Annotated in this window: 25 protein-coding genes; 16 read left to right on the forward strand and 9 right to left on the reverse strand. The window is 46.0% G+C overall.

The features are described 5' to 3' along the window. The first annotated feature begins 204 nt into the window (after nucleotides 1-204). From NFS43_RS00365 to NFS43_RS00430, 14 genes are all read left to right on the forward strand, one after another. Nucleotides 205-996, forward strand: a complete 792-nt coding sequence (locus NFS43_RS00365) for an ABC transporter ATP-binding protein (RefSeq protein WP_251548706.1) — start codon at nucleotides 205-207, stop codon at nucleotides 994-996. After that, complete coding sequence (locus NFS43_RS00370) at nucleotides 996-1,832, forward strand: ABC transporter permease (RefSeq protein ID WP_251548708.1); 837 nt, start codon at nucleotides 996-998, stop codon at nucleotides 1,830-1,832. The genes NFS43_RS00365 and NFS43_RS00370 overlap by 1 nt, the downstream gene beginning before the upstream one ends. A 30-nt stretch (nucleotides 1,833-1,862) precedes the next feature. Further along, nucleotides 1,863-2,864: an ABC transporter substrate-binding protein gene (locus tag NFS43_RS00375; RefSeq protein WP_251548710.1), complete on the forward strand. Its 1,002-nt coding sequence runs from the start codon at nucleotides 1,863-1,865 to the stop codon at nucleotides 2,862-2,864. A 218-nt stretch (nucleotides 2,865-3,082) separates the two neighbouring features. Beyond that, entirely contained in the window at nucleotides 3,083-3,784 is a 702-nt protein-coding gene (gene pxpB / locus NFS43_RS00380; RefSeq protein WP_338150583.1) for a 5-oxoprolinase subunit PxpB, read from the forward strand. Continuing rightward, nucleotides 3,781-4,812 (forward strand): 5-oxoprolinase subunit C family protein, encoded by a 1,032-nt coding sequence (locus NFS43_RS00385; protein WP_277613882.1) that lies wholly within the window; start codon nucleotides 3,781-3,783, stop codon nucleotides 4,810-4,812. The genes pxpB and NFS43_RS00385 overlap by 4 nt, the downstream gene beginning before the upstream one ends. Continuing rightward, a complete protein-coding gene (locus NFS43_RS00390; RefSeq protein WP_251548714.1) occupies nucleotides 4,799-5,566 on the forward strand; it encodes a LamB/YcsF family protein in 768 nt (255 codons plus the stop codon). The genes NFS43_RS00385 and NFS43_RS00390 overlap by 14 nt, the downstream gene beginning before the upstream one ends. Nucleotides 5,567-5,589: 23 nt before the next feature. After that, a complete protein-coding gene (locus NFS43_RS00395) occupies nucleotides 5,590-7,284 on the forward strand; it encodes an FAD-binding protein (RefSeq protein ID WP_251548716.1) in 1,695 nt (564 codons plus the stop codon). 27 nt (nucleotides 7,285-7,311) lie between these two features. Then, nucleotides 7,312-7,623 carry a 2Fe-2S iron-sulfur cluster-binding protein gene (locus tag NFS43_RS00400; RefSeq protein ID WP_251548718.1) on the forward strand — a complete coding sequence of 104 codons (312 nt, stop codon included), beginning with the start codon at nucleotides 7,312-7,314 and terminating at the stop codon, nucleotides 7,621-7,623. Between the two features lie 12 nt (nucleotides 7,624-7,635). Then, a complete protein-coding gene (locus tag NFS43_RS00405) occupies nucleotides 7,636-8,490 on the forward strand; it encodes an FAD binding domain-containing protein (RefSeq protein ID WP_251548720.1) in 855 nt (284 codons plus the stop codon). A 24-nt stretch (nucleotides 8,491-8,514) separates the two neighbouring features. Further along, nucleotides 8,515-9,474, forward strand: coding sequence for a substrate-binding domain-containing protein (locus tag NFS43_RS00410; RefSeq protein WP_251548722.1), 960 nt, complete (start codon nucleotides 8,515-8,517; stop codon nucleotides 9,472-9,474). A gap of 23 nt (nucleotides 9,475-9,497) precedes the next feature. Continuing rightward, nucleotides 9,498-9,971, forward strand: a complete 474-nt coding sequence (locus NFS43_RS00415; protein WP_251548724.1) for a (2Fe-2S)-binding protein — start codon at nucleotides 9,498-9,500, stop codon at nucleotides 9,969-9,971. Nucleotides 9,972-9,973: 2 nt separating this feature from the next. Continuing rightward, complete coding sequence (locus NFS43_RS00420; RefSeq protein WP_251548726.1) at nucleotides 9,974-12,187, forward strand: xanthine dehydrogenase family protein molybdopterin-binding subunit; 2,214 nt, start codon at nucleotides 9,974-9,976, stop codon at nucleotides 12,185-12,187. 102 nt (nucleotides 12,188-12,289) lie between these two features. Then, on the forward strand, nucleotides 12,290-13,354 hold the full coding sequence (locus tag NFS43_RS00425; protein ID WP_251548728.1) for an XdhC family protein: 1,065 nt from the start codon (nucleotides 12,290-12,292) through the stop codon (nucleotides 13,352-13,354). Next, a complete protein-coding gene (locus tag NFS43_RS00430; protein ID WP_251548730.1) occupies nucleotides 13,330-13,980 on the forward strand; it encodes a nucleotidyltransferase family protein in 651 nt (216 codons plus the stop codon). The genes NFS43_RS00425 and NFS43_RS00430 overlap by 25 nt, the downstream gene beginning before the upstream one ends. 82 nt (nucleotides 13,981-14,062) lie before the next feature. Here NFS43_RS00430 and NFS43_RS00435 read toward each other — a convergent pair whose 3' ends face one another. The 7 genes from NFS43_RS00435 to NFS43_RS24330 form a co-directional block, all read right to left on the reverse strand. Next, entirely contained in the window at nucleotides 14,063-14,395 is a 333-nt protein-coding gene (locus NFS43_RS00435) for a hypothetical protein (RefSeq protein ID WP_251548732.1), read from the reverse strand. A gap of 242 nt (nucleotides 14,396-14,637) precedes the next feature. Then, nucleotides 14,638-15,477: a pentapeptide repeat-containing protein gene (locus NFS43_RS00440; protein ID WP_251548734.1), complete on the reverse strand. Its 840-nt coding sequence runs from the start codon at nucleotides 15,475-15,477 to the stop codon at nucleotides 14,638-14,640. A 93-nt stretch (nucleotides 15,478-15,570) separates the two neighbouring features. Then, complete coding sequence (locus NFS43_RS00445; protein ID WP_251548736.1) at nucleotides 15,571-16,020, reverse strand: DinB family protein; 450 nt, start codon at nucleotides 16,018-16,020, stop codon at nucleotides 15,571-15,573. A gap of 145 nt (nucleotides 16,021-16,165) precedes the next feature. After that, a complete protein-coding gene (locus tag NFS43_RS00450; protein ID WP_251548737.1) occupies nucleotides 16,166-17,620 on the reverse strand; it encodes a M20 family peptidase in 1,455 nt (484 codons plus the stop codon). Nucleotides 17,621-17,771: 151 nt separating this feature from the next. Further along, complete coding sequence (locus NFS43_RS00455) at nucleotides 17,772-18,533, reverse strand: SDR family oxidoreductase (RefSeq protein ID WP_251548739.1); 762 nt, start codon at nucleotides 18,531-18,533, stop codon at nucleotides 17,772-17,774. A 117-nt stretch (nucleotides 18,534-18,650) separates the two neighbouring features. Next, on the reverse strand, nucleotides 18,651-21,155 hold the full coding sequence (locus tag NFS43_RS00460; protein ID WP_251548741.1) for a sensor domain-containing protein: 2,505 nt from the start codon (nucleotides 21,153-21,155) through the stop codon (nucleotides 18,651-18,653). Between the two features lie 33 nt (nucleotides 21,156-21,188). Continuing rightward, entirely contained in the window at nucleotides 21,189-21,323 is a 135-nt protein-coding gene (locus NFS43_RS24330) for a hypothetical protein (protein WP_277613883.1), read from the reverse strand. A gap of 136 nt (nucleotides 21,324-21,459) precedes the next feature. On the opposite strand from NFS43_RS24330, the gene NFS43_RS00465 reads away from it, so the two are divergent. Continuing rightward, nucleotides 21,460-21,615 carry a response regulator gene (locus tag NFS43_RS00465; RefSeq protein WP_251548744.1) on the forward strand — a complete coding sequence of 52 codons (156 nt, stop codon included), beginning with the start codon at nucleotides 21,460-21,462 and terminating at the stop codon, nucleotides 21,613-21,615. A 3-nt stretch (nucleotides 21,616-21,618) separates the two neighbouring features. Here the strand turns inward: NFS43_RS00465 and NFS43_RS00470 are convergent, their stop codons facing one another. Both NFS43_RS00470 and NFS43_RS00475 read right to left on the reverse strand, forming a co-directional pair. Continuing rightward, nucleotides 21,619-22,113 (reverse strand): ABC transporter ATP-binding protein, encoded by a 495-nt coding sequence (locus NFS43_RS00470; RefSeq protein ID WP_251548746.1) that lies wholly within the window; start codon nucleotides 22,111-22,113, stop codon nucleotides 21,619-21,621. Nucleotides 22,114-22,307: 194 nt separating this feature from the next. Beyond that, the gene (locus tag NFS43_RS00475; RefSeq protein WP_251548747.1) at nucleotides 22,308-22,940 is read right to left on the reverse strand and encodes an FMN-dependent NADH-azoreductase; all 633 of its coding nucleotides are present in this window, start codon (nucleotides 22,938-22,940) and stop codon (nucleotides 22,308-22,310) included. 339 nt (nucleotides 22,941-23,279) lie between these two features. Between NFS43_RS00475 and NFS43_RS00480 the strand changes: the two genes are divergently transcribed. Then, nucleotides 23,280-23,753, forward strand: coding sequence for an NUDIX hydrolase (locus tag NFS43_RS00480; RefSeq protein ID WP_277613884.1), 474 nt, complete (start codon nucleotides 23,280-23,282; stop codon nucleotides 23,751-23,753). Nucleotides 23,754-23,778: the final 25 nt, after the last annotated feature.

Consider the following 23,778-nt stretch of genomic DNA (forward strand, 5'->3'; position numbering starts at 1 on the left):
TTCTTTTGCAAAAGCTAGCATGATTCGTTATTTATATTGCAAAATAAGGATAGGTGGTTATTGATGCTTTTTATTGTTTTAAAGCAATAAAATTTTTTTATTGACAACATGGGAGTGGCTTGGTACATTTTTCATATATCCGACAAAAAAACTAGGAATAATGCTATTTTTGTTACGAGTTCCTCTACTAAGGAGAAAGACAGAATGAGTGAAAATTTGAAACTTAAATTATCTGACTTGTCTGTCAGGTATTCAACCAAAGGCCAAAGTACTCTGGCCGTATCAAAAGTCAATTTAACAGTAAAGAACGGGGAATTTGTATCTGTCGTGGGCCCAAGCGGATGTGGAAAATCCACCTTATTAAAGGTGGTTTCAGGATTGCTCAAGCCATCCGAAGGGCAAGCCTTGCTTGATGGCAAGGAAATCAAGGATGTGCCGGAAAGCATCGGAATGGTTTTTCAAAATGATGCTTTGCTTCCTTGGAAATCCGTCTTTGACAATGTCCGCCTTCCACTCGCAATTGCCAATAAGTCCACTCAGGAACAAGAAGAGCGGGCAAAAGACCTAATCCAAATGGTGGGTCTCGAAGGCTTTGAACAATTTTATCCCAAACAGCTATCAGGGGGAATGCGAAAAAGGGTTGCATTAGCCCGGGCATTTGCCCACGATCCTTCCCTCTATCTGATGGATGAGCCGTTCGGTCCGCTTGATGCCCAAACAAGAGTAACGATCGGAGAAGAATTTATTAAAATGTGGGAACGGGTAGGCAAAAGTGTTTTATTCATTACACATGATATCGAAGAAGCCATCGCCTTGTCCGACCGTGTAGTGGTCATGTCTGGAAGGCCAGGAACCATTAAAGCAGAATTTAAAGTGCCTTTGGAAAGGCCCCGCCCATTCTACGATATCCGCTTTGATTCCCGCTTTAAAGAAATCCAGCGGGAAATTTGGGAATCATTAGCTGACATCCACAAGGAAAGCGAGGTTAGCAGGTAATGAGCGCATCCAATTCAGCAAAAGTGAATCCATCTGTTTCAGATTATTCAGATGATATTGCACAAAAGCAATATAAAGGGTATCTCCGAAAAGAAAAATTATCCACAGCCATCGGAAGAATAATAGTAGGGATCATCATCCTTGGGCTTTGGGAGGGGCTATCCGGCAGGCTGTTCAATGAATTTTGGCTGAGCAAGCCTTCTGCCATTATTAAACGGATCTATGAATTGGCCGTATCAGGAGATTTATGGTTTCATGTGAGCTTTACCCTCCAGGAAGCTTTAATCGGACTGGCGATTGGAATGGTCATTGGAACCTTGGCAGGGATCTTATTAGCGCTAAGCGGAAAAATTGATAAATGGCTTTCACCCTATATCATGGCCCTTTACAGTCTTCCGCGTGTAGCGTTAGCGCCGCTTTTTGTTGTATGGTTCGGCATTGGGATGACATCAAAAATCATAATGGTTATTGCCATGGTCGTATTCGTGGCTCTCTATAACGCTTATGAGGGCATAAAAAATATGGACCATGACTTGATTGATATGATGAAGACCTATAAGGCAGGCAAAATGAAGGTCCTGACTTGGGTCATCCTCCCTTCGATTACCGTTTGGATCTTAAACAGCCTTCGGCTCAATATCGGGATGGCATTAATTGGAGCGGTCATTGCGGAACTAGTTGGTTCTAACCAAGGGCTCGGCTATTACATCACCTACTCATCAAGCCTGCTTGACATTACCGGGGTATTTACCGGATTAGTATTAATCATGATAATTGCCGTGATTTTGGAGCAATTTATCATACAGTTAGAAAAAAGGTTATTAAAACACCGATAAGCAAAGTACAGCATATGGAGGTTGACTGTTTTGAAACGATTCAAGGAAAAAAAATTATGGTTTATCACCTTATTAAGTGCATTCATGCTGATTTTGTCAGCTTGCGGAAACAATAATGCACAAGATGACGACAGCAAAACCGACGATCAGCAAGGCGGAAAAGAAAAAACAACCATTAAGCTTGGCATGGTTTGCGGCGGCATCACCCCATTGCTTGGCCAAATGGGCATTAATGACGGCTCTTTTCAAGAAGCCGGATTAAACGTTGAAAAAGTTTGCTTTACAGCAGGATCTGATGCAGTACAAGCTCTTGTTGGCGGCAGCATCGATGTTAACCTTGCTTCAATGGAGCATGTGTTAAAACTTCGCAATAATAATTTAAAAGTAAAAGCCTATGGTGCCCTGCAAAACGGCTTTGGCTATTCATTAGTGGTTAAAAATGATGCCGGTTTTGACAGCTTAAAAGATGTAAAAGGCTCAACACTTGCGGTAACAAAGCCTGGCACGCTGTCTGATACAGGCTTGCGGATGGGATTAGAAAAAGAAGGATTAGATCCTGAAAAAGATGTAAAAATTGTCGCCGGAGGAAGCGGCTCCAGTATGCTTGCTTCCATCGAAGGCGGACAGGTGGCTGGCGGTATGATAGCAGAACCTGCCCTATCTGAAATGGTCTCTGGAGGAAAATACCGTGTTCTTTACGAACCAAAATTTGATTACCCGGGAATTATCGTGATGGCAAAAGAGGATTGGGTCGGCAAAAATAAAGACGCTATGAAAACTTTCCTAAAGGTTCTTGAGGAAAAAGGGAAAGAAGATCCAAAAACAGCTGTGGATGTTATGCAAAGTGAATTTAAGGAATACTCGCCAGAAATTTTAGAAAAGGCGATTTCCAGCCAGCTTTCTACTGTACCAGATGGTCTAAAAATTACCGAAGATGGGGTCGATTTAGTTAATAAGGCCTCCATGCAATTAGGAATCATCAATAAAGAAGTTTCCTTTAAGGATGCAGTCGATTTATCCCTGCTGCCTTAAAGAGGCTGGCGAATCAATATTGTTTCGTTAGAACGATCGGCCCTGGATTCATTTCCAGGCCAATCGTTCTAATTCCATTTTTAGAGCTTAACGGTTTCTAGGATGATTATTTTTTAAGAAAGAAAGACTAAGAACAGTTGTTCACAGTGAATCAATGAAGGTGCAGCCTTTCTTTTAACGACATCACGTGGGGATGTGATTATATGGAGTACACAAGCATGGAACCATTAGGGGATTCCGCCATTATGGTCCGGTTTGGCAGCGAAGTGAACGTGGAAACACACGAAAAGGTCCAGGAACTTTCCCGATACATAGAAAACGATCCGCCTCCTGGGGTGGTTGAATTTGTCCCGGCATTTACGAATGTAACCATTTATTACGATATCGTTCAAGCCGCAACAATGGCGGATGACAGCTTAAGCCCCTATGAATTCATGGCAAACCAACTGGATAAAATCATCAAGGGGCTCGAGACTTCAGCTGGCCAACAACCAGAAGTCGTAGAGATTCCCGTATGCTATGGCGGGGAATTTGGACCCGATCTTGATTTTGTTGCAGAGCATAATCAGCTTACACCTGAAGAGGTGATCCAGATCCATTCCGCAGGGTCTTATTTAACCTACATGATTGGTTTTGCCCCTGGTTTCCCTTATTTAGGCGGGTTATCAGAAAAAATAGCCGCTCCTAGACGGGAAACACCCAGACTCGAAATTCCCGAGGGCACGGTTGGCATTGCCGGCATGCAAACTGGGGTCTACCCCATTTCAACCCCTGGAGGCTGGCAGTTAATCGGCCGAACCCCCATCCGGTTGTTTCGGCCGGAGCAAAACCCGCCGACACTGTTGAAAACGGGAAATGTCATCAAGTTTAAACCGATTTCGCTTGAGGAGTATCAGGAGCTGCTGGAGGTAGAGAGATGAGTATCAAAATAATCAAACCTGGCATGCTCTTAACCATTCAAGACCTTGGACGAAAGGGCTATCAGAAATATGGCATTATTGAGAGCGGTTCAATGGATCCTTTGTCATTGAGACTGGCCAATATCCTGGCGGGCAATGCACAGGATGAGGCAGCACTTGAAATGACCCTATTAGGGCCGACCATCTACTTTGAGTCCAACACCTTAATCGCGATTTGCGGCGGGGATTTTTCTGCATCTATCGATGGTTATGAGGTGCCGTTATGGAGACCTGTTTTGATTCAGGCCGGGAGCATTCTTAAAATGGGACCGGCAAAGTCCGGTGCCAGGGCATATCTTGCTGTGGCCGGAGGCTTTGGCATCGACAAGCAGATGGGCAGCCGCTCCACCTACCTGCGCGCAGGAATTGGCGGTTTCGAAGGACGGGCATTAAAGGCAGGTGATGTTTTAGAATTAAGAAGGTCCACATCCTTAAGCCAATCGATTTTGCACTATCCGTTTAAAAATGAACAAAAACCATTTGTTTCTGCTTCACAAACAATCGCTGCACAGATGCGGCCAAATTTTGCAAAAAATCCGGTCATTCGGGTAACCAAAGGGACTAATTTTCACTTATTTACGAAGGAAAGCCAGGATTTATTTTTCAGCGCTCCCTTTAAAGTATTGCCGCAGTCGGACAGGATGGGCTACCGATTAGAAGGTCCTCCCATTGTTTTAAGCGAACAGCAGGAAATGCTGTCCGAAGCCGTGTCGTTTGGAACCGTCCAGGTCCCTGCAAACGGCCAGCCGATCGTCCTAATGGCTGATCACCAAACAACGGGCGGGTACCCCAAAATTGCCCATGTCGTTTCTGTTGACCTGCCAATTATGGCTCAATTAAGCCTGGGAAGTGAAGTTTACTTTGAAGAAATTTCCCTTAAGAAGGCACAGGAACTCTACATAAACCGAGAACGAGATATGAGAATTATCCAATATGGCATTAACCAATTATTAAAAAAAATGGAGGTTGTTTCAAATGACAGTCATTGATATTAACTGTGATATGGGTGAAAGCTTTGGTGCTTATGTATTAGGAACAGATGCAGAAATTTTAAAATATGTGACCTCTGCCAATATCGCTTGCGGTTTCCATGCAGGGGATCCTGCCACAATGCGCAAAACCGTCCGCCTTGCTTTGGAAAATGGCGTTGGGATTGGTGTCCATCCCGGGCTGCAAGACTTAATCGGTTTTGGAAGAAGAAATATGGACATCTCCCCACAAGAAGCCTATGACATTGTCGTCTATCAAATCGGCGCCTTGTCCGCTTTTGTTAAAGCGGAGGGCGGGAAAATCCAGCATGTCAAAGCACATGGCGCCCTGTATAATATGGCCGCCAAAAACAGAGAATTATCGGAGGCCATCGCACATGCCGTATACAAGGTTGACCCTGAATTAATTCTATTTGGCCTGGCCAATAGCGAATTGATTAAAGCCGGAGAAAAAGCGGGGCTGCGCACTGCCAGCGAGGTTTTTGCAGACCGCACCTACCAGCAGGACGGTTCGCTGACTTCCAGACGCCAGCCGGATTCCATGATTACCAATGATGATGATGCCACTGGGCAGGTGGTCCGGATGGTGAATGAGCGGAAGGTCATGACTAGACAAGGTGCCGATATTGAAATCCTGGCAGAAACAGTCTGCATTCACGGCGATGGCCCCCATGCCCTTACATTTGCTCAAAAAATCAGAAAGACACTGGAAGAATCAGGAATCTCCGTACGTTCAATAGGTGAAACAAAATAACAGAGATTGGGAGCGAAAAAATGATGGAACAACAAAATTACAGCACTGATGTATTGGTAATAGGCTCAGGCGCTGCAGGAATGATGGCAGCAAGAGCAGCCGCTGATAAAGGTGCCAATGTCATCATCGCAGACAAAAGCTTAATCGGTCGTGGCGGTGCGACCATTCTTGCGCAAATGACCGTTGCCGTTGCCCTAGGTGAGCAGGAGGAGGACAATCCGGAAATTCATTTTAACGATACGATGGAAGGCAGCCGCGGCTTGGGCGATCCGGAAATTGTCAGAGTCATTGTCGAACGGGGCCCTGATGTCATCCGCGAAGTCGAAGGCTATGGCGTCCGCTGGGCCAGAACTCCTGACGGAAAACGGTCCCAGGTCGTATCCCCTGGCCATTCCCGTAAACGCTGCGTGTATGTCGATATCCTGAACACAGGCGGCGCTACCTCCAATGGATTAAGAAAAGCCATTTGGAAAGATGAAAAAATTAACCGGTTGAAAAATGTCATGATCACACGGCTCGTCCGCCATCAAGGGAAGGTCATCGGCGCAGTAGGTTTTTCTATGGAAGAAATGGTGCCGGTCAGCATTTCTGCTTCCAGTGTCATTCTGGCAACCGGCGGCTTGACCGAAATATATGAACGGAACAGTGCTTCCGCCAACATGACCGGCGATGGCTTTATCTTGGCTGCAGAAGCAGGAGCTGAACTGCGCGACATGGAAATGGTGCAGTTTTTCCCAATCGCCCACCTCTTCCCTCCTCTTGTCGGTATTGACCCCATCATGTGGGACCCATTCCGCTATAAGCTTGGAGGAAGATTGTTAAATGGGGAACAGGAAGAATTCATGAACCGGTATGCCGGCGAGGTTGCTGGCAAGTATACGGCCACAAGAGATATGACCAGCTATGCCATTTTTAAAGAAGTGGAAGCAGGCCGTGGAACTCCTCATGGCGGCGCTTATTTAGATTTCACCATGGTTCCTGAAGAAAAGCTGCGCGAAGGATTCGGTCCGGTCATCGATATTCTGCGCTCACAGGGCGTGGATTTAACGAAGGAAATGGTAGAGGTCGCCCCAATGGCCCATTTCATGCTGGGCGGTGTCCGCGTGGACAAAGAGATGAATACATCGGTTGAAGGACTGCTTGCCTGCGGCGAATTGATCTATGGAATGCACGGTGCCAACAGGCTGTCGGGTAACGCCATTACCGAGGCCCTCGTAACAGGACGAATTGCCGGAGAAACAGCGGGAGCTTCTTCTAATGAAAAATTTGATGATCTGGTAAAACAAGAGCTTGAAACAGAATGGGAAAAGCTTCAGCAATTCTGGCATCCAAAACAAGTGGCAAAAGACGAAACAGCGACACTGGAATTCCGGCGCCGGATCCAGAAGTTAATGTGGGATGAGGCCGGTCCATTGCGGTCAGAGGAATTATTAGCCGATGCCCAATCCAAAATTAAGGACCTGCAAAAGGAATGCAAAGAATTCGCGTTGGCCAAACAAGGAAAATACGCCCTTGCTGCCGTGGAAAAATTAGAAGCTTACAACATGACTCTTCTTGGGGATGCCATTATTAAAGGGGCGATTGCCCGAAAAGAATCACGCGGAGCCCATACAAGACTGGATTATCCTGAACAGCAGGAAGCTGCAGTAAGCTCAAGCTTTACATTGAACCAAGACCACGAGTGGGAATTCAGCCAAATTGAACTCAACGGAAAATAAGCGAGCAATGAAAGGAGTGTCTCAAAAATGGCTAAAATTAAATTAAATGTGGTACGGGGCGATTCGGAAACAAATCGGGACTTAGTGGAATATGAGGTTCCATTTGTGGAAGGAATGAGCCTGCTTGACGGAATTTTTTGGATTCGGGAACATATTGACCCCTCTCTGTCTGTCCGCTATTCCTGCCGGTCGGCAAACGCCTGTAAGGAATGTATGGCCCAGGTGGATGGAAAAGTAGCCTTTTTGTGCAGTACAAGAGCCGAAGATGAATCTGTTGTAACGATAGAGCCGTTAAAAACTAAAGCATGGGTAAAAGATTTAACAACAGTGATGGAATAGGCGGTGCAAAAAATGGGTTGGTATCGGCCACAGAGCGTAGAAGAAGCCATAAAAATCCTAGAAGAAAAAAGCCCCAAGATTGTTTGTGGCGGTACAGATTTATTTGTTCAATTAACAACAAGACAAACCGAATTCAGCCAGTCTGATCACTGGCTGGATATTCAAAACCTTTCTGAATTGAAGAAGATTGAAAGAACCGATGAAGGCATCGAAGTCGGGGCGGCTGTGACAGCGGCAGAAATCTGGCAAAGCCCGGTTCTTCAGCCATTGCCTGCCCTTCAGAAGGCGGCACGGGTAGTTGGCGGATGGCAGATTCAAAACCGCGCATCGATCGGCGGAAATATTGCCAATGCTTCACCAGCCGGGGACATGATTGTCCCGCTTGCTGCCTATCAGGCAAGAATCAAGATTGCCAGCCCGAACGGAGTTAGAATCCTGCCCTTTGACGAAATAATTACGGGTCCAAAGAAAACCCAATTAGCCCAAAATGAAATGATCCTTTCCGTACTCATTCCTAAGGAGTCCCTTGGCGTGCCGCAAACCTTTTTGCGGCATGACCAGCGCGGCGGAACGGATATCTCTCTTGTTTCCGTTGCTGCCTTGGTGAAAGGGACAACCAGCAAAATCGAACTTGCCCAAATTGCGATTGGAGCCGCCCATTACAAACCGATGGTTCTGAAGGACTTGACGGATAGATTGGATGGAACACTGACCACTGATCAGCTGGATCGCATCGCTGAATGGTACGCAGAAAACTGCCAGCCGATTTCCGATATACGGGCAAGTGCCGAATACCGGCGTGCCATGGTGAAGGTGTTTGTGAAAAAAGCCATAACAGAAGTATTATCTTTAAATGAATCCTTGTAACAAGGGAAATTGGAGGTTTTAATCTTGAGCAATCATCTGACAATTGCAATGTCCCATAGTGACCGGACAAATCCTATCTTAACTGGACAAGCCTCTCTCCCATCCTTTGACCTTGAAGTGAAAAGCACGATGGTAGAAGAAATTTTCGCCAACCAGGCGGCGCATGCCAGCTATGATATAGCAGAAATGTCGCTGGCTTCCTACTTAATCGGCTTAGACCGAGGCGAGACGAGACTAACGGCCATTCCCGTATTTTTATCAAGGTCCTTCCGGCATAATGCCCTGTATGTCCGCTCAGACAGCGAGTTTACACATCCGGAGCAGCTGCGGAACCGTACCATCGGTGTGCCTGAATATCAAATGACGGCTGCGGTCTGGATCAGGGCTTATTTTAGACATGAATGGAATGTCCCTGCGGAGGAAATAAACTGGGTAACCTTCAGGCCGGAGCGGATTCCCGTGGAAACTCCAGCTAAACGATCCCAATCGGATGATCTTTTTGAAGCCCTTCTATCAGGAGAAGTCGATGCGATTATGTCGGCCAGGCGCCCTCCGGAAACGTATTTTCCAAGGTCAGGAAAAGGCGGCTCCATTCGCCGTTTGCTGCCTGATGTTTGGCAGGATGAACGGGAATATTATCAAAAAAACGGCGTGTTCCCCATTATGCACCTTGTGTCATTGAAACAGGAAACGGTTGAAAAATATCCAGACCTACCGAAAAATTTATATGATTTAATGGATAAGGTTAAAACGGACTCGGTCCAAAACTTATTCGAGACAGTAAAAAATGCCGCCTCTATCCCATGGTTATGGGAAGCAGCGGAGCAATCCGCAGAACTGTTGGGACCGGATGTTTGGCCATATGGCATCGAAAAAAATTGGAAGCAAATTGAAAGTTTTATGCAGTATCTACAGGAGGATGGGTTGATTTCAAAGCGTTTTTCTCCAGAGCAGATATTTGCAGCTGGCGTTTTAACCACCTAGCGTCAGAAAAGGAGGATAACATCATGGACGAACAGGATACGCTCACAATACGAATCAATGACCGGGAATATCAAGTAAATGGCAGTCCCACCAGGCCGCTTGTTGATTACATAAGAGAAGAATTGCAGCTGACCGGGACTAAAATCGGCTGCGGATCAGGAGAATGCGGCGCTTGCACAGTCATTTTGGATGGCAAGCCGGTCAATTCATGCCTGATTCCGGTGGCCAGCGCTGCCGGAAAAGAGATCCAAACGATTGAGGGGCTGCGTGAAACGGAGGATTATCAGGCGCTTGCAGAAGCGATGGTCGAAACTGGCGGTGTACAGTGCGGATTTTGCACACCGGGAATCATGGCGACTCTCTATGCTTGGAAGCAGCAGCCTGATTTGTATGAAGGCAGTGTCAAAAAGGCTTTAAAAAATAATCTTTGCCGCTGCACTGGATACCAAAGCATCGTCCAAGCTGCCGAAAAAGTGGTTAACGGGGAGGAACGATAACCGTGACAAAACGCTCTCCACATGACCCGATTTCAAAAATCAATGGCGAAACCAAATATATTCATGATATGAATCTGCCTGGACAGCTGGCCGGTGCCATCCTGCGCAGCCCGCACCCCCATGCCCGAATAGTCCGCATTGACACTACCGCTGCTAAACAGATTCAAGGTGTTAAGGCGGTGATCACCGCCCGCGATTTGCCCAACTATACCTTTGGACCGACAAAGATAAAAGATTGGAACATTCTAGCGGAAAACCGTGTGCTGTTTATTGGGGATGAAGTTGCAGCGGTTGCAGCAGAATCAAAGGAAGCAGCTGAAGCTGCCTTAAAGGCGATTCAAGTGGACTATGAAGTGCTCCCTGCCGTATTTGAGTCAGAGGAAGCTCTAAAACCCGGTGCTCCTGTTTTGCATCCGGAAACAGAGACCAATCAGCCCATGCTCCTCAACGTGGAACGCGGGGATGTCAATCAGGCAGCTAAACAAGCCCACATTGTCCGCGGCGGTCGGTTTGTCATTAATCCTATTTACCAAGGGCATTTGGAGCCGATTGCTGCATTGGCAAACTGGGCTGATGACGGGATTACAATCTGGGCGGGCTCCCATATTCCTTATCGCGCCCGGGAAACCTATGCCGCAGCATTTGGGCTGCCAGAGGACCAAGTCAGGATCATCATCCCTCCAATCGGAGGATCGTTTGGTGCCAAATATGTGCTAAAGGTCCATTTGATTGCAGCCGCCTTAAGCAAAGCGGCAAACCGGCCAATCAAAATCGTCTTGGACCGCAAGGAAGATATGATGACGGCCCATCCTCGTGTGCCGCTGATTATGGATGTGCAGATTGGGGCAGACAAGGACGGAAACTTCGTGTTTAAGGATGCGGTTGTCTACGCCAATGCAGGGGCAAGGGTTTATTGGAGCCCCAACATTGTCGCTACCGCCTGCACCCGGCCTGATTCGGTCTACCATTTTCAGAACATCAAAGCGGTCGGGCATTTATGCTATACCAATATTAGCCCAACGACCTGCATGAGGGGCTTTGGAAATGCCGAAATGCTTTTTGCCGTCGAAAGCATCATTGATGAACTGGCAGAAGGCCTTTCCATGGACCCAGCTGAACTAAGAATGAAGAACATTGTCCGTGAAGGCGAAACGACGATCCACGGGTATAAATTGGCTACATGCAAGCTGGATCAATGCATTGAGCGGGTAAAAGAACTTTCCGGCTGGAACCGCCGCGAGAGTCTTCCAGCCAATAAAGGTCTGGGAATCGCCCTCGCCAACCACGTTTCCGGCTTCCGCGCGATTGATCCCCGTTTCGACGGATCGACAGCAACGGCCCGTTTAAAAGCCAGTGGGGAAATTGAAGTGGAAACTGGGGAAATCGATCTGGGGCAAGGGATGACACAAACCTACACTGAAATTTTTAAAAAAGTGCTGGATTTGGATGGCTTGGTTATCGTGAAATCAGGTGACACCGGCCGCTATCCGTTTGGAATCGGCACGCTGGCTTCAAGAAGTACGGTGATGGGCGGCAATGCTGTCAAGTTAGCCGCAGAACAGCTAAAAAACAAATTGCTGGAATTTGCTTCTACGCACTATCATGGTGAAGCATCCATTTCGAATGGAAGGGTGCAGGTCGGTAATCAAATCTTTTCAGCCGAGGAGTTAGCCATTCAATATCGTTCCGCCAATGCGGGGGATGAGTTGGCGGTCCGGGCAACGTATGTCCCAAATACAGAGCTTCCGGACCAAACCAGTTATGGCGACCCGTCTCCAAACTATCCGTTTGCTGCCCATGTGGCTGAAGTGGAAGTAGACCCGGATACAGGAAAAACGACAGTTACCGGATATTGGGCCGTTCATGATTCTGGCATCATCATCAACCGTGTCAGAGCAAAAAGCCAGGTTGTGGGGGCTGTCGCCCAAGGGATTGGCTGGGTGACGATGGAGGAGCTCAAAGTCAAAGAAGGAAAAGTAATGAATCCTTCGATTTTGGATTATCGCATGCCGGGACCTTTAGATATACCGCCGATTGAAGTCGATTTTATCGAGGAGCCGGACCCAAATGGGCCGCTTGGGGCAAAGTCGGTTGGAGAAATTGCCCTTGATCCTGTTCCAGGCGCTATCTCTAATGCAATTAAACATGCAACCGGCATACGAGGATATGAATTGCCGATTACTGCCGAAAAAATGTGGAACTTAACAAATCAGTAAGGAAATAAAATAAATGGTGGTGACCTTTTCTCCGGATTCGCTGCAGAGAAGGCCCGCCTTTTGTTCATTTTATAAAGTCAGGCACTAGGAGGTGGACGAAAGATGAAGGATATTCACAACGGACTCGCCCGCTGCTTTCAGGAATCGGTTCGCGCTGTTTTAGCCACGATTGTCAAGGTTGAAGGGTCCTCTTACCGGAGAGAAGGCGCACGCTGCCTAATCTATGAAACCGGTGAGATTGAAGGCATGCTGAGCGGCGGCTGTGTCGAGGCAGATCTTTTGGAGCATTCTCGGGAAGTATTGTCTTCCAATACACCCAAATTGATTGAATATGATTTCCGCTGGGAAAACGATTTGCTGTGGGGCCTTGGAGTAGGGTGCAATGGTTTGATCACCGTTTGGCTTGAGCCCTTTGACCCGATTAACTATAGAGAAGATGCCAGCTGGCTTCTTGCCGAGTGGCAAAATCGATTAACCTGCGACGAGCCGTATCTCTTTTTTTCCGTTATTCATTCAGCCAATCATGAGGTGCTGCAGCCCGGTTATAAGTGGACTGAGGACTATAACCGCCAATCTGGAGGGACGGCACCAAAAGATCTTATAAAACCAGGATTGATTGAAACCTTTGTTAACGGAATCGAGGCCGTTGTTTTTGCGGAGCTGATCGAGCCGCTGCCAAAGCTGTTTATTATCGGTTCTGGCCCTGATGCGGCATTACTTGCTAAACGGGCCAGCGATCTGCCATGGCGTGTCAAAGTGATAGATCATCGGGAGACTTATCTCACCGCCTATTTTAAAGATATTGACACGGTTCTGATAAAGAAAGGTGATTATGCGTCCATTCCGATTCCTGCAGGGTCCTACGCTGTGATTATGACGCACAATTTGGAGTTGGACCAAGCAGCTTTAGCTTACTTTTTAAAAGCAGATTTAAACTATATTGGCTTGCTTGGCTCACGGCAGCGTTTTTCCAAGCTGACGGACCTGATCAGCCAGGAAACAGGGATGGCTGACAGCGAGCTGCGGGAAAGGATCCATTCGCCGATAGGGCTGGATATTGGGGCCGAATCGCCAGAGGAAATTATCCTCAGCATCCTTGCGGAATTAACTGCTTTTAAAAATGGGCGGACAGGAGGTTCCCTGTGCCAAAAAGCAAAGGTGATATGACCCCTTCTGGCATCTGGATCGTGATTCTTGCAGCAGGCTTTTCACGAAGGATGGGCACACCAAAACTTTTGCTGCCAATTGGTGAAGAAACGCTTATACGCCATGTGGCCAAACAGGCGCTGCTCAGTGAAGCAGCAGGAATTGCCGTGGTCACAAATGCAGCATACCCGGAGGTAAAAGGAGAAATAGCTGATCTGCCTGTCGTAATCCTTGAGAATGGGCATGCAGAGGCAGGGATGAGTTCTTCTCTGAGACTGGGAATTGAGTTTTTAATAAAACAGAATGCGGATGCCGGCATGATCCTATTAGCCGATCAGCCGGATATTTCTCCCGTTTTCATCAACCAATTATGCCAGCGATTTAAAGTTACCAGCCATCCGATCATTCAGCCAAAGTATAACGGGATTCCGTCACATCCGGTTTTATTTTCTAACACAGTTTTCGACGGCCTCCTTCAAATCAGCGGCGACCAAGGCGCCCGTAAACTATTAAAAGCCAGAAGCACCGACATAGACTGGATCGAACTCCCCCATACAGTCCCAAAAGACATCGACACCCCGGATGACTTCAAGGCCTACAAAACCGCAAAGAACCAAACAACCAAAAACAGCAGTCCCTTCAACTAAAAAAAAGACCGCTCACCACAGCAAAGCAGGGCGCTTTTACACATTAATGTGCCGGGGGACAGTCCCCCAGGGTATTAACGCATTACTGGGGCGGGGCATTATTATTGGGCGGCTGCTTTTTCTGGTATTTTCCGGCTCTTCTAAAGGCGCGGATTTGGGTTTTTAGTGACGAGTACATGCCTGAAGCGGCATTGCCGTAAAAAAACCCCATAAAGATGCCAGCCCAGAGGCTTTTGGGATGGGCAAAGAAGACGGCGATGAGCAACCCGATAATGTTGGCAAGCATTGGGACGTATGGCTTTGATATTGGCAGGATCTTTTTAAGTATCTCTGTCAGGATGACAACCAACGGGACAGCCACAATGCTGTCCCAAAAGTTGGTATAGACAACAGGAAAACTCTCTATATTCTCCATTTGGTACGCCTCGTTCCTAGATGAACTATTTGGTCATAGGATTATAGTGCCCATATTATGGCTGGATAACTATGCTTTCATGGATAAGCGATTAGCATGTTGCACAATGAAAAACCAAGACTCCATAGTCCGCAAAGGACTTGAATCTTGGCTAGTCTTCCCGTAATTCTAAATGGATAAGGTTGATTTGAAAATTTTGGTCTTCCCCTCTCTAGTCTAGTCCGCAGCTGTTTCCCATCCCATTAAGCCCGCCAATGCTTAGGGCGGTATAGCGATTCCGGCAATCGGGTTCTTCCATCTCCCTTCGCCGAGTTTATCTGAACTTGAGTTAAAAAAATACTGCCGCTAAGGTCGGCTCCGCTTAGATCAGCATCCCGCAAATCAGCCCCGATGAGGTCAGCCCTTCTTAAATCTGCCCCTCTTAAGTCAGCGGCAATCAGGCAGGCTCCTCTTAAGTTGGCCCCATTGAAATTAGCCCTGCTTAGTTTTCTCCCCATAAAGTCGGCTCTCCGGAGATCCGGTTTCTTATTTTCCCTGTTTCCTTTGCGTTTGCCTATGGACTTTGCCCTTATTAATTCACTTGTTCTCATAAGCAGCACGTTAACATCAGATCGATATGCCGGGATGTCCAGGTTAAGAAGAAAATCGGGAGCAAACCGGGTAAGCTGCTCTGTCTCCTTGAGCTTCATGCGGAGTTCCTCGTGGATGGAACGAGCCGCTTCGAAGGAAAGGGCTTCAGTCAAGTACCAAAGCATTTCATGAAGCTGCTGCATAATCGGAAACACATCAAACATTTTCTTGGCGGTTTCCTGACCGCTGCGCCAATCCTTTCCCCCAAAAGTAACTTGGGATACCTTTTGTCCGGCACCAAAGCAATCAAAAACCGTACAGCCCTTAAAACCTTGCTGCCTAAGGTTTTGATGAATGCCACAGCGGAAATCCGAATCCAGATTAGGGCAGGGCGTACCACCAGCTTTATTAATCGCAAAATCCGCTGAAGCCGCAAAAGCAAGTGCCACACAGCACAAGCCAAAACAACTCTCACAATCTGCCCGCAGACTGCTGCAACTCCTATTAGACATATCTCTTGCACTTCCTTTTTCATCAATACAGGGGACAGTCCCCCACTCTAGTAACACTTTACTGCGCCGGGGGACTGTCCCCACTCGACTTATTTATCTCACGTAGGTGATGTAGTCGATGTTGATGGGTTCAAGGTTTTTTTGCCTGAGGCGGCGGTTGATTTGGCCTCGGTGGTATTGGCCGTGCAAAGCGACATGGGTTAGGATGTCTGCAATGGAGGTGGAGAATTCTTTGCCCGTGCTATTTTTATAGCTGATGATATCCTCGCTTTTTTCATCCGATAACCCTGTGAGAAATTCGGTAAAGTTTTTATAATTGGCTTCCGCAAGTTTCGAACATTCCTCTATACTCAGCTCTGTCCATAGCGCTTGAGGTCCGCTCGGCAAGCCCTTCATGCGGTTCAGCCATACCTCTTCGGCTATCAGGATATGGGAAAACAACTGTTTTGCCTGATGGTCCTGATTCCCGCTAGTTTTTAAGGTTTCTAGAATCCGTAAATTCGCCCAATGCAGGTGTTCAAACATTTTTTTAATCGTCTTCATCCAACCGGCCTCCCCTTAAACTCCTCAAATACAAGACAGTATCCATTTACGCGCCTATCAACCCTAGCAAAAATTTTACAATCAATCGCATTTGTCCCCCTTCAGCCTAAGCAGCTTACTATTTATCTGCTGCAGCTACTGGGTTTTAAACCCCCTTCATGATTTCATAATAAAACTTGATTGCCTTGATATAGTTGTCAATCGAGACCCGTTCGTTTGTTCCATGCATCCGGTTCAGATCCTCTGCATTGATTTGGACTGGAAGGAACCGGTAGGTATTCTCCGAAACTGCATCATAATGCTTGGCATCTGAGCCGGCGAACATGAGATATGGCGCGATGACAGCCTGGCCATACACGTTTCTGGCCGCCTGCTGCACGGCTTTAAATTCCCACCCATCTATGGAAGAAACCTTTGTGGCTTCACTTCCTGTCAAAGTTACTTGAATATCCTGATCCTCTATGATGTCCTCGATGGAGGCCTTTACTTCTTCCAATGAATCTCCCGGCATTAAACGGAGATTGATGATAGCTGCCGCTTTTTCAGGCAGCGCATTATATTGCTCGCCAGCCTGGAAAATGGTCGGTGCAATGGTGGTTCGGATTAAGGCTGCAGATGCCGGCTCGGCCAATAATATTTTTTCAATGATTGGTTCAAAAATGAATTTGTTGGCGAAAACATACTTCATGCCAAAGCTCATTTCCGGTGCTGTGAATTGGAATAAATCCTCCCCAGGACCTCTGAGATCTCCTTTAAACTGGGTTTCTTCCAGCTTCGCAATGGCTGATGAGATTCTTCCTATGTTGGTATGGTCTTTTGGCTGGGAAGAATGGCCGCCGCTCCCTTCAATGGAAAGTTCAGCAGTTGCGGATCCCTTCTCAGAGATCCCCACGACTCCCACAGGCTGAACGACTCCTGGTACCATGTTTTCCACAATCGCCCCGCCTTCATCCAGCACAAATTCAAATTCAATCCCCCGGTCTCTTAACGTTTTAGCCACGGCGTTCGCCCCCTCGTCGCCGCCAATTTCTTCATCAAAACCAAACATGAGATAGATGTCCCGATTTGGAGCAAAGCCCTCCTTTAGCAGCTGCTCAGCTGCTTCTAAAATGCCAAGCACGCCAATTTTGTCATCCAGTGTGCCCCTCCCCCAAATCTTTCCGTTGTCAACCGCGCCGCTGAAAGGGTCCTGCTCCCAGTTGGATTCGGTTCCTGTTAAAACAGGAACCACATCATAATGGCTCGTCAAACCGATTGGCTTTTTAGCAGAATTGGTTCCTGTCCATTTATAAACGAGCGCATAATCATTGATTCTTTCAAGCTCCAGCTGCCGGTGGACCGTTGGATAGCTTTTTTGCAAAAAGGCGATGAACCGTTCGAACTCACGAAAGTCAAACTTGCTGCGGTCTTGATAAGAAATGGTTTTGTAGGTGATGGCTTCTGACAAATGCGCGACAGCAGCATCCTCGTAAATAACCGCTTGTGTCGGTTTAGGTGCAGGCTGTTTGGATTTTACGGTCACCGTCCTGAATACGGTTACAATAACAAAGACAAGCAAAAAACTGGCCATAATCAAGAACGCAAGCTTCCATTTTTTCATATGCTGGTCCCCAATCCCTCTATTCTATTTCTCTATTATAAATTAAAAATAATTTTCGGAATAGTATGTATAATAAAAGAATTGCCGGATAGCGGGGAAGCAAAGGATCTTTTTGCAAAAAAAGAGATAGCGGCCGCTATCTCTTTTGCTCTTAAAAATCAGGATTGTTTTTCAAAAAGCCTTCCCATGCTCGCTTGGTCCCTTCGGCGATTTCTGCTCTTGATGCATTCAGCCTCTCCTCAGTGCCTCCATAGCCAATTTCCAGTTGATTCGCTTTCAGACCCTTAAAAATCGAGTCGGCAAAGTGGTCCAATGGAGCTCCAAAGGTATGCAGTCCAACGCCGCCCAAATCGGTATTAACGGCAGGCGGGAAAACCTCGATCACCTCAATGCTCGTGCCAGCCAGCTGGTGCCTTAAAGAAGTAGAAAATGAATGAATCGCTGCTTTCGTGGAGCTGTAAATGGGGACCCAGACTCCCGGCATAATCGCTAAACCGGAAGATACATTCATGATGGCCGCTTTGCTTTGTTGCTTGAGGTGCGGAATCAATAGCATCGACAAGTGAATAGGTCCCTCTACATTGATAGCAATTTCATTTTGATAATAGTCCCAATCCTTTTCGGCACGCAGCAAGTTTACCCGCTGCTGGATTCCCGCATTATTGACCAAAACGTTCAGCTTTGGAAACTCGCTTGTCACCCATTCAACTAAGCTCTTCCGATCATCCGCCTTAGACACATCACAAGTGCGGACATGCAGCTGCGGAAACTTTTCCTTTACCTCATTCAGCCTCTCCAGACGCCGTCCCACAACAATGACCTCATTCCCTCTCTCTAAAAACCGCTCCGCAAACGCCAGCCCAATACCGGACGCGCCGCCCGTTATCAATATCGTATTCCCTGATAAATTCATCAATAATCCTCCTGCCTATTACTTCACTATTCATTATCCCCATCACAAACCATAAAATCCACTGCAACAGCTTCACCACTGCAGTAACGCTTTAATTGAGCGGGGGACTGGCCCCAGTTAAAGCGGCAGTGCTCCCAGTTTGTCCACCAGGAGTTGGATGAATTGTTTGGGCGGGACTGGTTTGCTGAATAGGTAGCCTTGGAGGTAGTCGCAGTTTAGACGTTTTAGGGTTTTCCATTGTTTTTCTGTTTCGACGCCTTCTGCGACAATGTCGAGATCCAATCCTTTTGCGAGCAGGATGATCGCTTGGACAATGGCTGAATCTTCACTATTTTCATGGATATGTTGTATATAGGAACGATCGATTTTTATCGTATCCACTTTGATTTTTTTCAAATATCCGATCGAAGAATAGCCTGTTCCAAAGTCATCAATCGCAATCCTGATGCCTATTTCCCGTAATTGTTGAATGGTTAATAATGCTGCACTGCCCGTTTTAATTAAAATGTCTTCGGTAATTTCAATCTCAATAAGCCTCGGTGGAATCTTGTAGGCTCTTAAACACTCCCGGACTTTTCGAACAAGGTCCGCTTTCATCAAAGCTTTTACCGAGAGGTTTATGGAAATCGGAATAAGAGGATATCCTCGCCTTCTCCACTCCCTTAGCTGCTTGCATACCTTTATCGTGACCCACCTGCTGATCTCATTTATCAACCCGGTTTCCTCCGCTAAGGGAATAAACTCTGCAGGGGACACCAGCCCCAAATGAGGATGATTCCAGCGGATAAGGGCTTCTGCTCCAACGATCTCACCTGTCATTGCATTTACTTTAGGCTGATAATGGAGAGTAAACTCCTCCCTTTGAATGGCTCTTCGTAAGTCATTTTCCAAGTTATATTGGTTATAGGCTTCGATCTTTAACGATTTGGTAAAAAGCTGCACATTATTTTTTCCTAATTCTTTGGCGCGATATAAGGCTGTGTCTGAACATGTAATCAAATCTTTGATCGTTTTCCCGTTGTCAGGATACATACTGATCCCAATACTGGTTGTAATGTAAATCTCATACCCCTCAATCAGGAACGGCTTTTCAATTTCCTTTATGATTTTCCTTCCAAAAGGAACAGGGTCTCTATCTCTGATTTTCCGGTGAATAATGGTGAATTCATCCCCGCCCATTCTAAAAACACAATGGTGATCTGCTAACGAGCAAAGTCGTTTTGAAACCTCACAGAGCAGTTTGTCGCCAACCTCATGCCCTAACGTATCATTGACAAATTTAAACCGGTCCAAATCCAAGTAAAACAAGGAAATTTTATTCTTTTCATCTTGATTGTTTAAAATGAATTCTTTTAGCTTTTTATCAAACATTCTACGGTTAGGCAATTCGGTCAAGTAATCGTGAAAAGCGTAAAAATTCATTTTCTCTTCGTTGCGTTTTCGGTCGCTGATGTCCTGGACTATGCCATCCAGCCTAATTAATTGTCCCTCTGAATTTAATACAGGAAACGTCTTATCCTCAACCCAAATCACTTCTCCATCGGCATGCAGGATCCGATATTGGTGATGGATTCTCTCTCCGCCCAAAAGTTTTTCCTGATTTTTCCAGTATGTTTGAAGATCATCGGGATGGATAATATCCTGCCAATTTTTTAGTCCTGCTAAAAATATTTCCGTTGAATATCCCGTAAGCTTCATTAACCCAGGGGAACAAAATATGATTTTATTTTCCAATACATCCTGGGACCATAAGCCCGCATCAATATTCTCAGCAATGGTTTTAAATCTCTGCTCCGTATCTCTTAATCGGTTTTCGATGAATACTTGTTCCGAAATATCATATAACACTCCAATAATTCGATGGATCTTTCCATCAGAGTCCTTTTTAGCCACGCCTCGCGAATGAAGGGTAATAATCGAATCATCAGGACGGCGAAACTTAAATTCCAAATCCAGATCAGCACCCGTCTGTTTGGCACGGTTGAAATGAAAGTCAATTCTGTCCCGATCCTCCGGACAAACCATTTGAAGAAGCATTTCAAAAGTAGGAACCTGCTGATGCTTTAGGTTTAGCCCAAAAATGTTAACCAACGAATCTGAGCAATAGACGTACCCGGTCTCTGTATCATAATCCCAGCTGCCAATCCTGGCTACTTCTTGGGCTAAATTCAAACTGTTGGTGATTTTTAGCAATTCGGCTTCTTTTTCATATAAATCCGTTAGATTCTTGGCAAAACAATATAGTCCAATGACTTCTCCATCAACTTTGAGGGGGATCGCCGTTATATAGATGTGGACGCCATGTCCCTGTTTATGAATAACCTCACAGTGGAAGTTTTGCGGCTCTCCCTTTATCGCATTCTCAAAATGGCAAAGTACTTTAGCTAATTGCTCTTCGTTAAATAAATGGTGGAAGTTTCCAGTCAATTCTTCTGGTTTATATCCAATAATATCTTCCACTTTTTCATTAATACTGATAAAATTCCCTTCCGTATCCATCGTAAAAATGGCATCTGGGTAATTTTGAAAAATGAGCGAATAAAAGTCCTTATCCGTTCCCGAGTCATCAACTGAATTCGGATCGGGTTTTAGCATTAACCTTTTGATAGAATCCTCAATCACCAGCAGTCCCCCTCTGAAAGAACAAACAATATATTATGTATGAAAATAAAGCCCGAAATAGATCCCCAATAGTTTGTAATGGAAGCCAGCCCTAAACAAGAAGTCGGCCATCAGCTGTGAAAAATCATACGTTTGAATATAATATAACCAATCTAAAACTGTTTTCATTATGAAAAAAATGGAGAAAAATTAAAATCCCCAGACCTTCCTATCGCTTATGATGGCATTAAAGCGGGGGACTGTCCCCCGTTCCGTTAATAGTTTAAAGCAGTGGGGGACTGTCCCCGCAATAGAAGGTGATTAGATGTTCCGGGTTATGATTGTAGAGGATGATGAGAAGATTAGAAGGATGGCGGCTGGCACTTTGTCTAAGTGGCTGTACGAGGTGGTGGAGGTCACTCAGTTTGATCAGGTGTTTGCCGAGTTTGAGAGGACTGAGCCGCATCGGGATCATGGGTAATCATCAGGATGATGGTTTGGAAGGCTTGATATAATTCTCCCAGCTGCTCCACAATTGGGCAGCGGAACGAGAATCAAGCGCTCCTGTCGGCTCGTCGGCAAACACAATCGCTGGTTTGGTAATAATGGCACGAGCGGAAGCCGCACGCTGCTTTTGCCCGCCCGATACTTCTGTCGGATATTTTTCCAGTATGTCTTCAATATTTAGGGCCATGACAATAGGCTGTAACCGCTGTTCCATTTCTGCTGTCGGAAATCTGCGCAGCGAGAGCGGAAGCAGAATATTTTCCTTTATAGTCAGCGTGTCCAAGAGGTTATAATCTTGAAAAATAAACCCCATATGTTCCTGGCGGAATCTTCTTAGTTCCCGATTATTTAAATCCAGCAGTGACTGCCCTTCCAGCCATACTTCGCCGCCGGAAATTTTATCAATCGTTGACAGCACATTCATCAACATCGTCTTACCAGAGCCAGACGGCCCCATAATCGCTGTAAACACCAGCATCCCCCTCCAACCATCGAACTAACACAACCCAACGTGACAATTTAGTCACAAACCCCAAACAAAGCAAAAAACCGAGGGATTCCCTCGGCTAATTACCTTGCTCCTGCATTCTTTTTGGGGCCTTTTTGGGGCCTGTCCCCCATTGCGTTACTAATTTAAAGCGCCGGGGGACAGGCCCCAGCACTTCACTAAATAGGTGCGGCAGAAAGTCTTTTGGCTGTTTCTGCTGCTTTGGCCAATCCCTTCGCAATGATTTCATCCGCCTGGTCAGGTGCTGCGTTATGTCCTTCTATAATGACTTCATCTATAATTTCCATTCCAAAGATACCGCCAACGACGTTTTTGATATAGTTTACGGACATTTCCAGCGGCTCTGTTTCCGGGGTGGAATAAATGCCGCCCCTCGCGCTTAATATGATTGCTTTTTTGTCAGGCATTAGGCCCATTAATTGGCCATTTTCATCATATTTGAATGTGAATCCAGCTTGATATACATAGTCGATAAAGGTTTGCAATTTGGCAGGGATGGTTAAATTCCACAGTGGGAATGCAAAAACAACGATATCAGCGGCAGCCAATGCATCCATGGCCTTTTGTTTGGCCGCTAAAATTCGTTGTTCCAGCTCCGACAATTTATCTCCTGCTTGGACCTTCGCAAACGCATTGAATAGGTCTTGCCCGAAGTATGGCATATCTTCAGCAAATACATCATATGTCGATACATGTACCGTTCCTAAGTTTTCCATAAAAGTTTCGTACATCTTGCTTGAAACTGCTTCCGAAGCAGGACGATTATTTGCTTTTACTACTAATACATTCATTTTTTATTATGTCTCCTTTACAAATCGTAAATCTCGAAGTCATAATATATGAATTTAAAACAAACGGTCAACCAAACTGCAGTCATTTTATACAATTTGAACCGAAGGACCCACGATCACGGCCTTATTCCAGCCCAAAAAGTACTATAAAAAACATTCCTTTAAGGCCATTCGTAGGTAAAAAAATGGCCATCCTCTTTTCTCCATAACTCGTGAAATCCACGTTTCCTGCAGCAGTTTTCGACTTATTTCCCCAGAAATATCCATAAACTAGTGACACATGGAAAAAACTGACCTATACTTATCTATAAAAAAATGGCAGAAAAGGTGTGAATCGTGTTGGAATACACACTTTGTTTTCTAGTAAAAGCAGAGGAAATATTAATGTTATTACGGGCAAAGGAGCCCAACAAAGGAAAGTGGAACGGCGTCGGCGGAAAAATTGAACCAGATGAGACTCCGGCCCACTGCTGCAAAAGAGAGGTATTCGAAGAAACGGGGTTGCAGGTATCCGATCTCTCCTATAGAGGCATCATCTCCCTGGATGGCATCGATCACATATATGTCTATGTAGGAAGAAACTTTGAAGGCACTCTTATCGATTCCCCAGAAGGAAAACTCGAATGGAAAACAATCGACTGGATATTACAAAGCCAGGAAGTCGTCAGCAACATCCCATTGTTTCTGGAGGAAATCCTAGATCCCAACTCCGAACCAAAACATTTTGAATGCCGCTACTCCGACAGCGACGAACTGATCTCATTTGAAATAAAGAAGCTAGAGGGACAGTCCCCCACCCCGTTAACACTTTAAAGCACCGGGGGACAGGCCCCACAAA

Origin of the sequence: Neobacillus muris, assembly GCF_943193175.1 — a bacterium.
In the GTDB taxonomy this organism is placed as follows: Bacteria; Bacillota; Bacilli; order Bacillales; family Cytobacillaceae; genus Neobacillus; species Neobacillus muris.

Coding starts and splice junctions, on each gene's coding strand:
- NFS43_RS00440 (WP_251548734.1), bottom strand. CDS start 15,477: ATGTCTAATAGGAGTTGCAGCAGTCTGCGGGCAGATTGTGAGAGTTGT.
- NFS43_RS00395 (WP_251548716.1), top strand. CDS start 5,590: ATGGAACAACAAAATTACAGCACTGATGTATTGGTAATAGGCTCAGGC.
- NFS43_RS00455 (WP_251548739.1), bottom strand. CDS start 18,533: ATGAATTTATCAGGGAATACGATATTGATAACGGGCGGCGCGTCCGGT.
- NFS43_RS00465 (WP_251548744.1), top strand. CDS start 21,460: ATGTTCCGGGTTATGATTGTAGAGGATGATGAGAAGATTAGAAGGATG.
- NFS43_RS00400 (WP_251548718.1), top strand. CDS start 7,312: ATGGCTAAAATTAAATTAAATGTGGTACGGGGCGATTCGGAAACAAAT.
- NFS43_RS00445 (WP_251548736.1), bottom strand. CDS start 16,020: ATGAAGACGATTAAAAAAATGTTTGAACACCTGCATTGGGCGAATTTA.
- NFS43_RS00385 (WP_277613882.1), top strand. CDS start 3,781: ATGAGTATCAAAATAATCAAACCTGGCATGCTCTTAACCATTCAAGAC.
- NFS43_RS24330 (WP_277613883.1), bottom strand. CDS start 21,323: ATGAAAACAGTTTTAGATTGGTTATATTATATTCAAACGTATGATTTT.
- NFS43_RS00435 (WP_251548732.1), bottom strand. CDS start 14,395: ATGGAGAATATAGAGAGTTTTCCTGTTGTCTATACCAACTTTTGGGAC.
- NFS43_RS00365 (WP_251548706.1), top strand. CDS start 205: ATGAGTGAAAATTTGAAACTTAAATTATCTGACTTGTCTGTCAGGTAT.
- NFS43_RS00370 (WP_251548708.1), top strand. CDS start 996: ATGAGCGCATCCAATTCAGCAAAAGTGAATCCATCTGTTTCAGATTAT.
- NFS43_RS00475 (WP_251548747.1), bottom strand. CDS start 22,940: ATGAATGTATTAGTAGTAAAAGCAAATAATCGTCCTGCTTCGGAAGCA.
- NFS43_RS00415 (WP_251548724.1), top strand. CDS start 9,498: ATGGACGAACAGGATACGCTCACAATACGAATCAATGACCGGGAATAT.
- NFS43_RS00450 (WP_251548737.1), bottom strand. CDS start 17,620: ATGAAAAAATGGAAGCTTGCGTTCTTGATTATGGCCAGTTTTTTGCTT.
- NFS43_RS00405 (WP_251548720.1), top strand. CDS start 7,636: ATGGGTTGGTATCGGCCACAGAGCGTAGAAGAAGCCATAAAAATCCTA.
- pxpB (WP_338150583.1), top strand. CDS start 3,083: ATGGAACCATTAGGGGATTCCGCCATTATGGTCCGGTTTGGCAGCGAA.
- NFS43_RS00390 (WP_251548714.1), top strand. CDS start 4,799: ATGACAGTCATTGATATTAACTGTGATATGGGTGAAAGCTTTGGTGCT.
- NFS43_RS00425 (WP_251548728.1), top strand. CDS start 12,290: ATGAAGGATATTCACAACGGACTCGCCCGCTGCTTTCAGGAATCGGTT.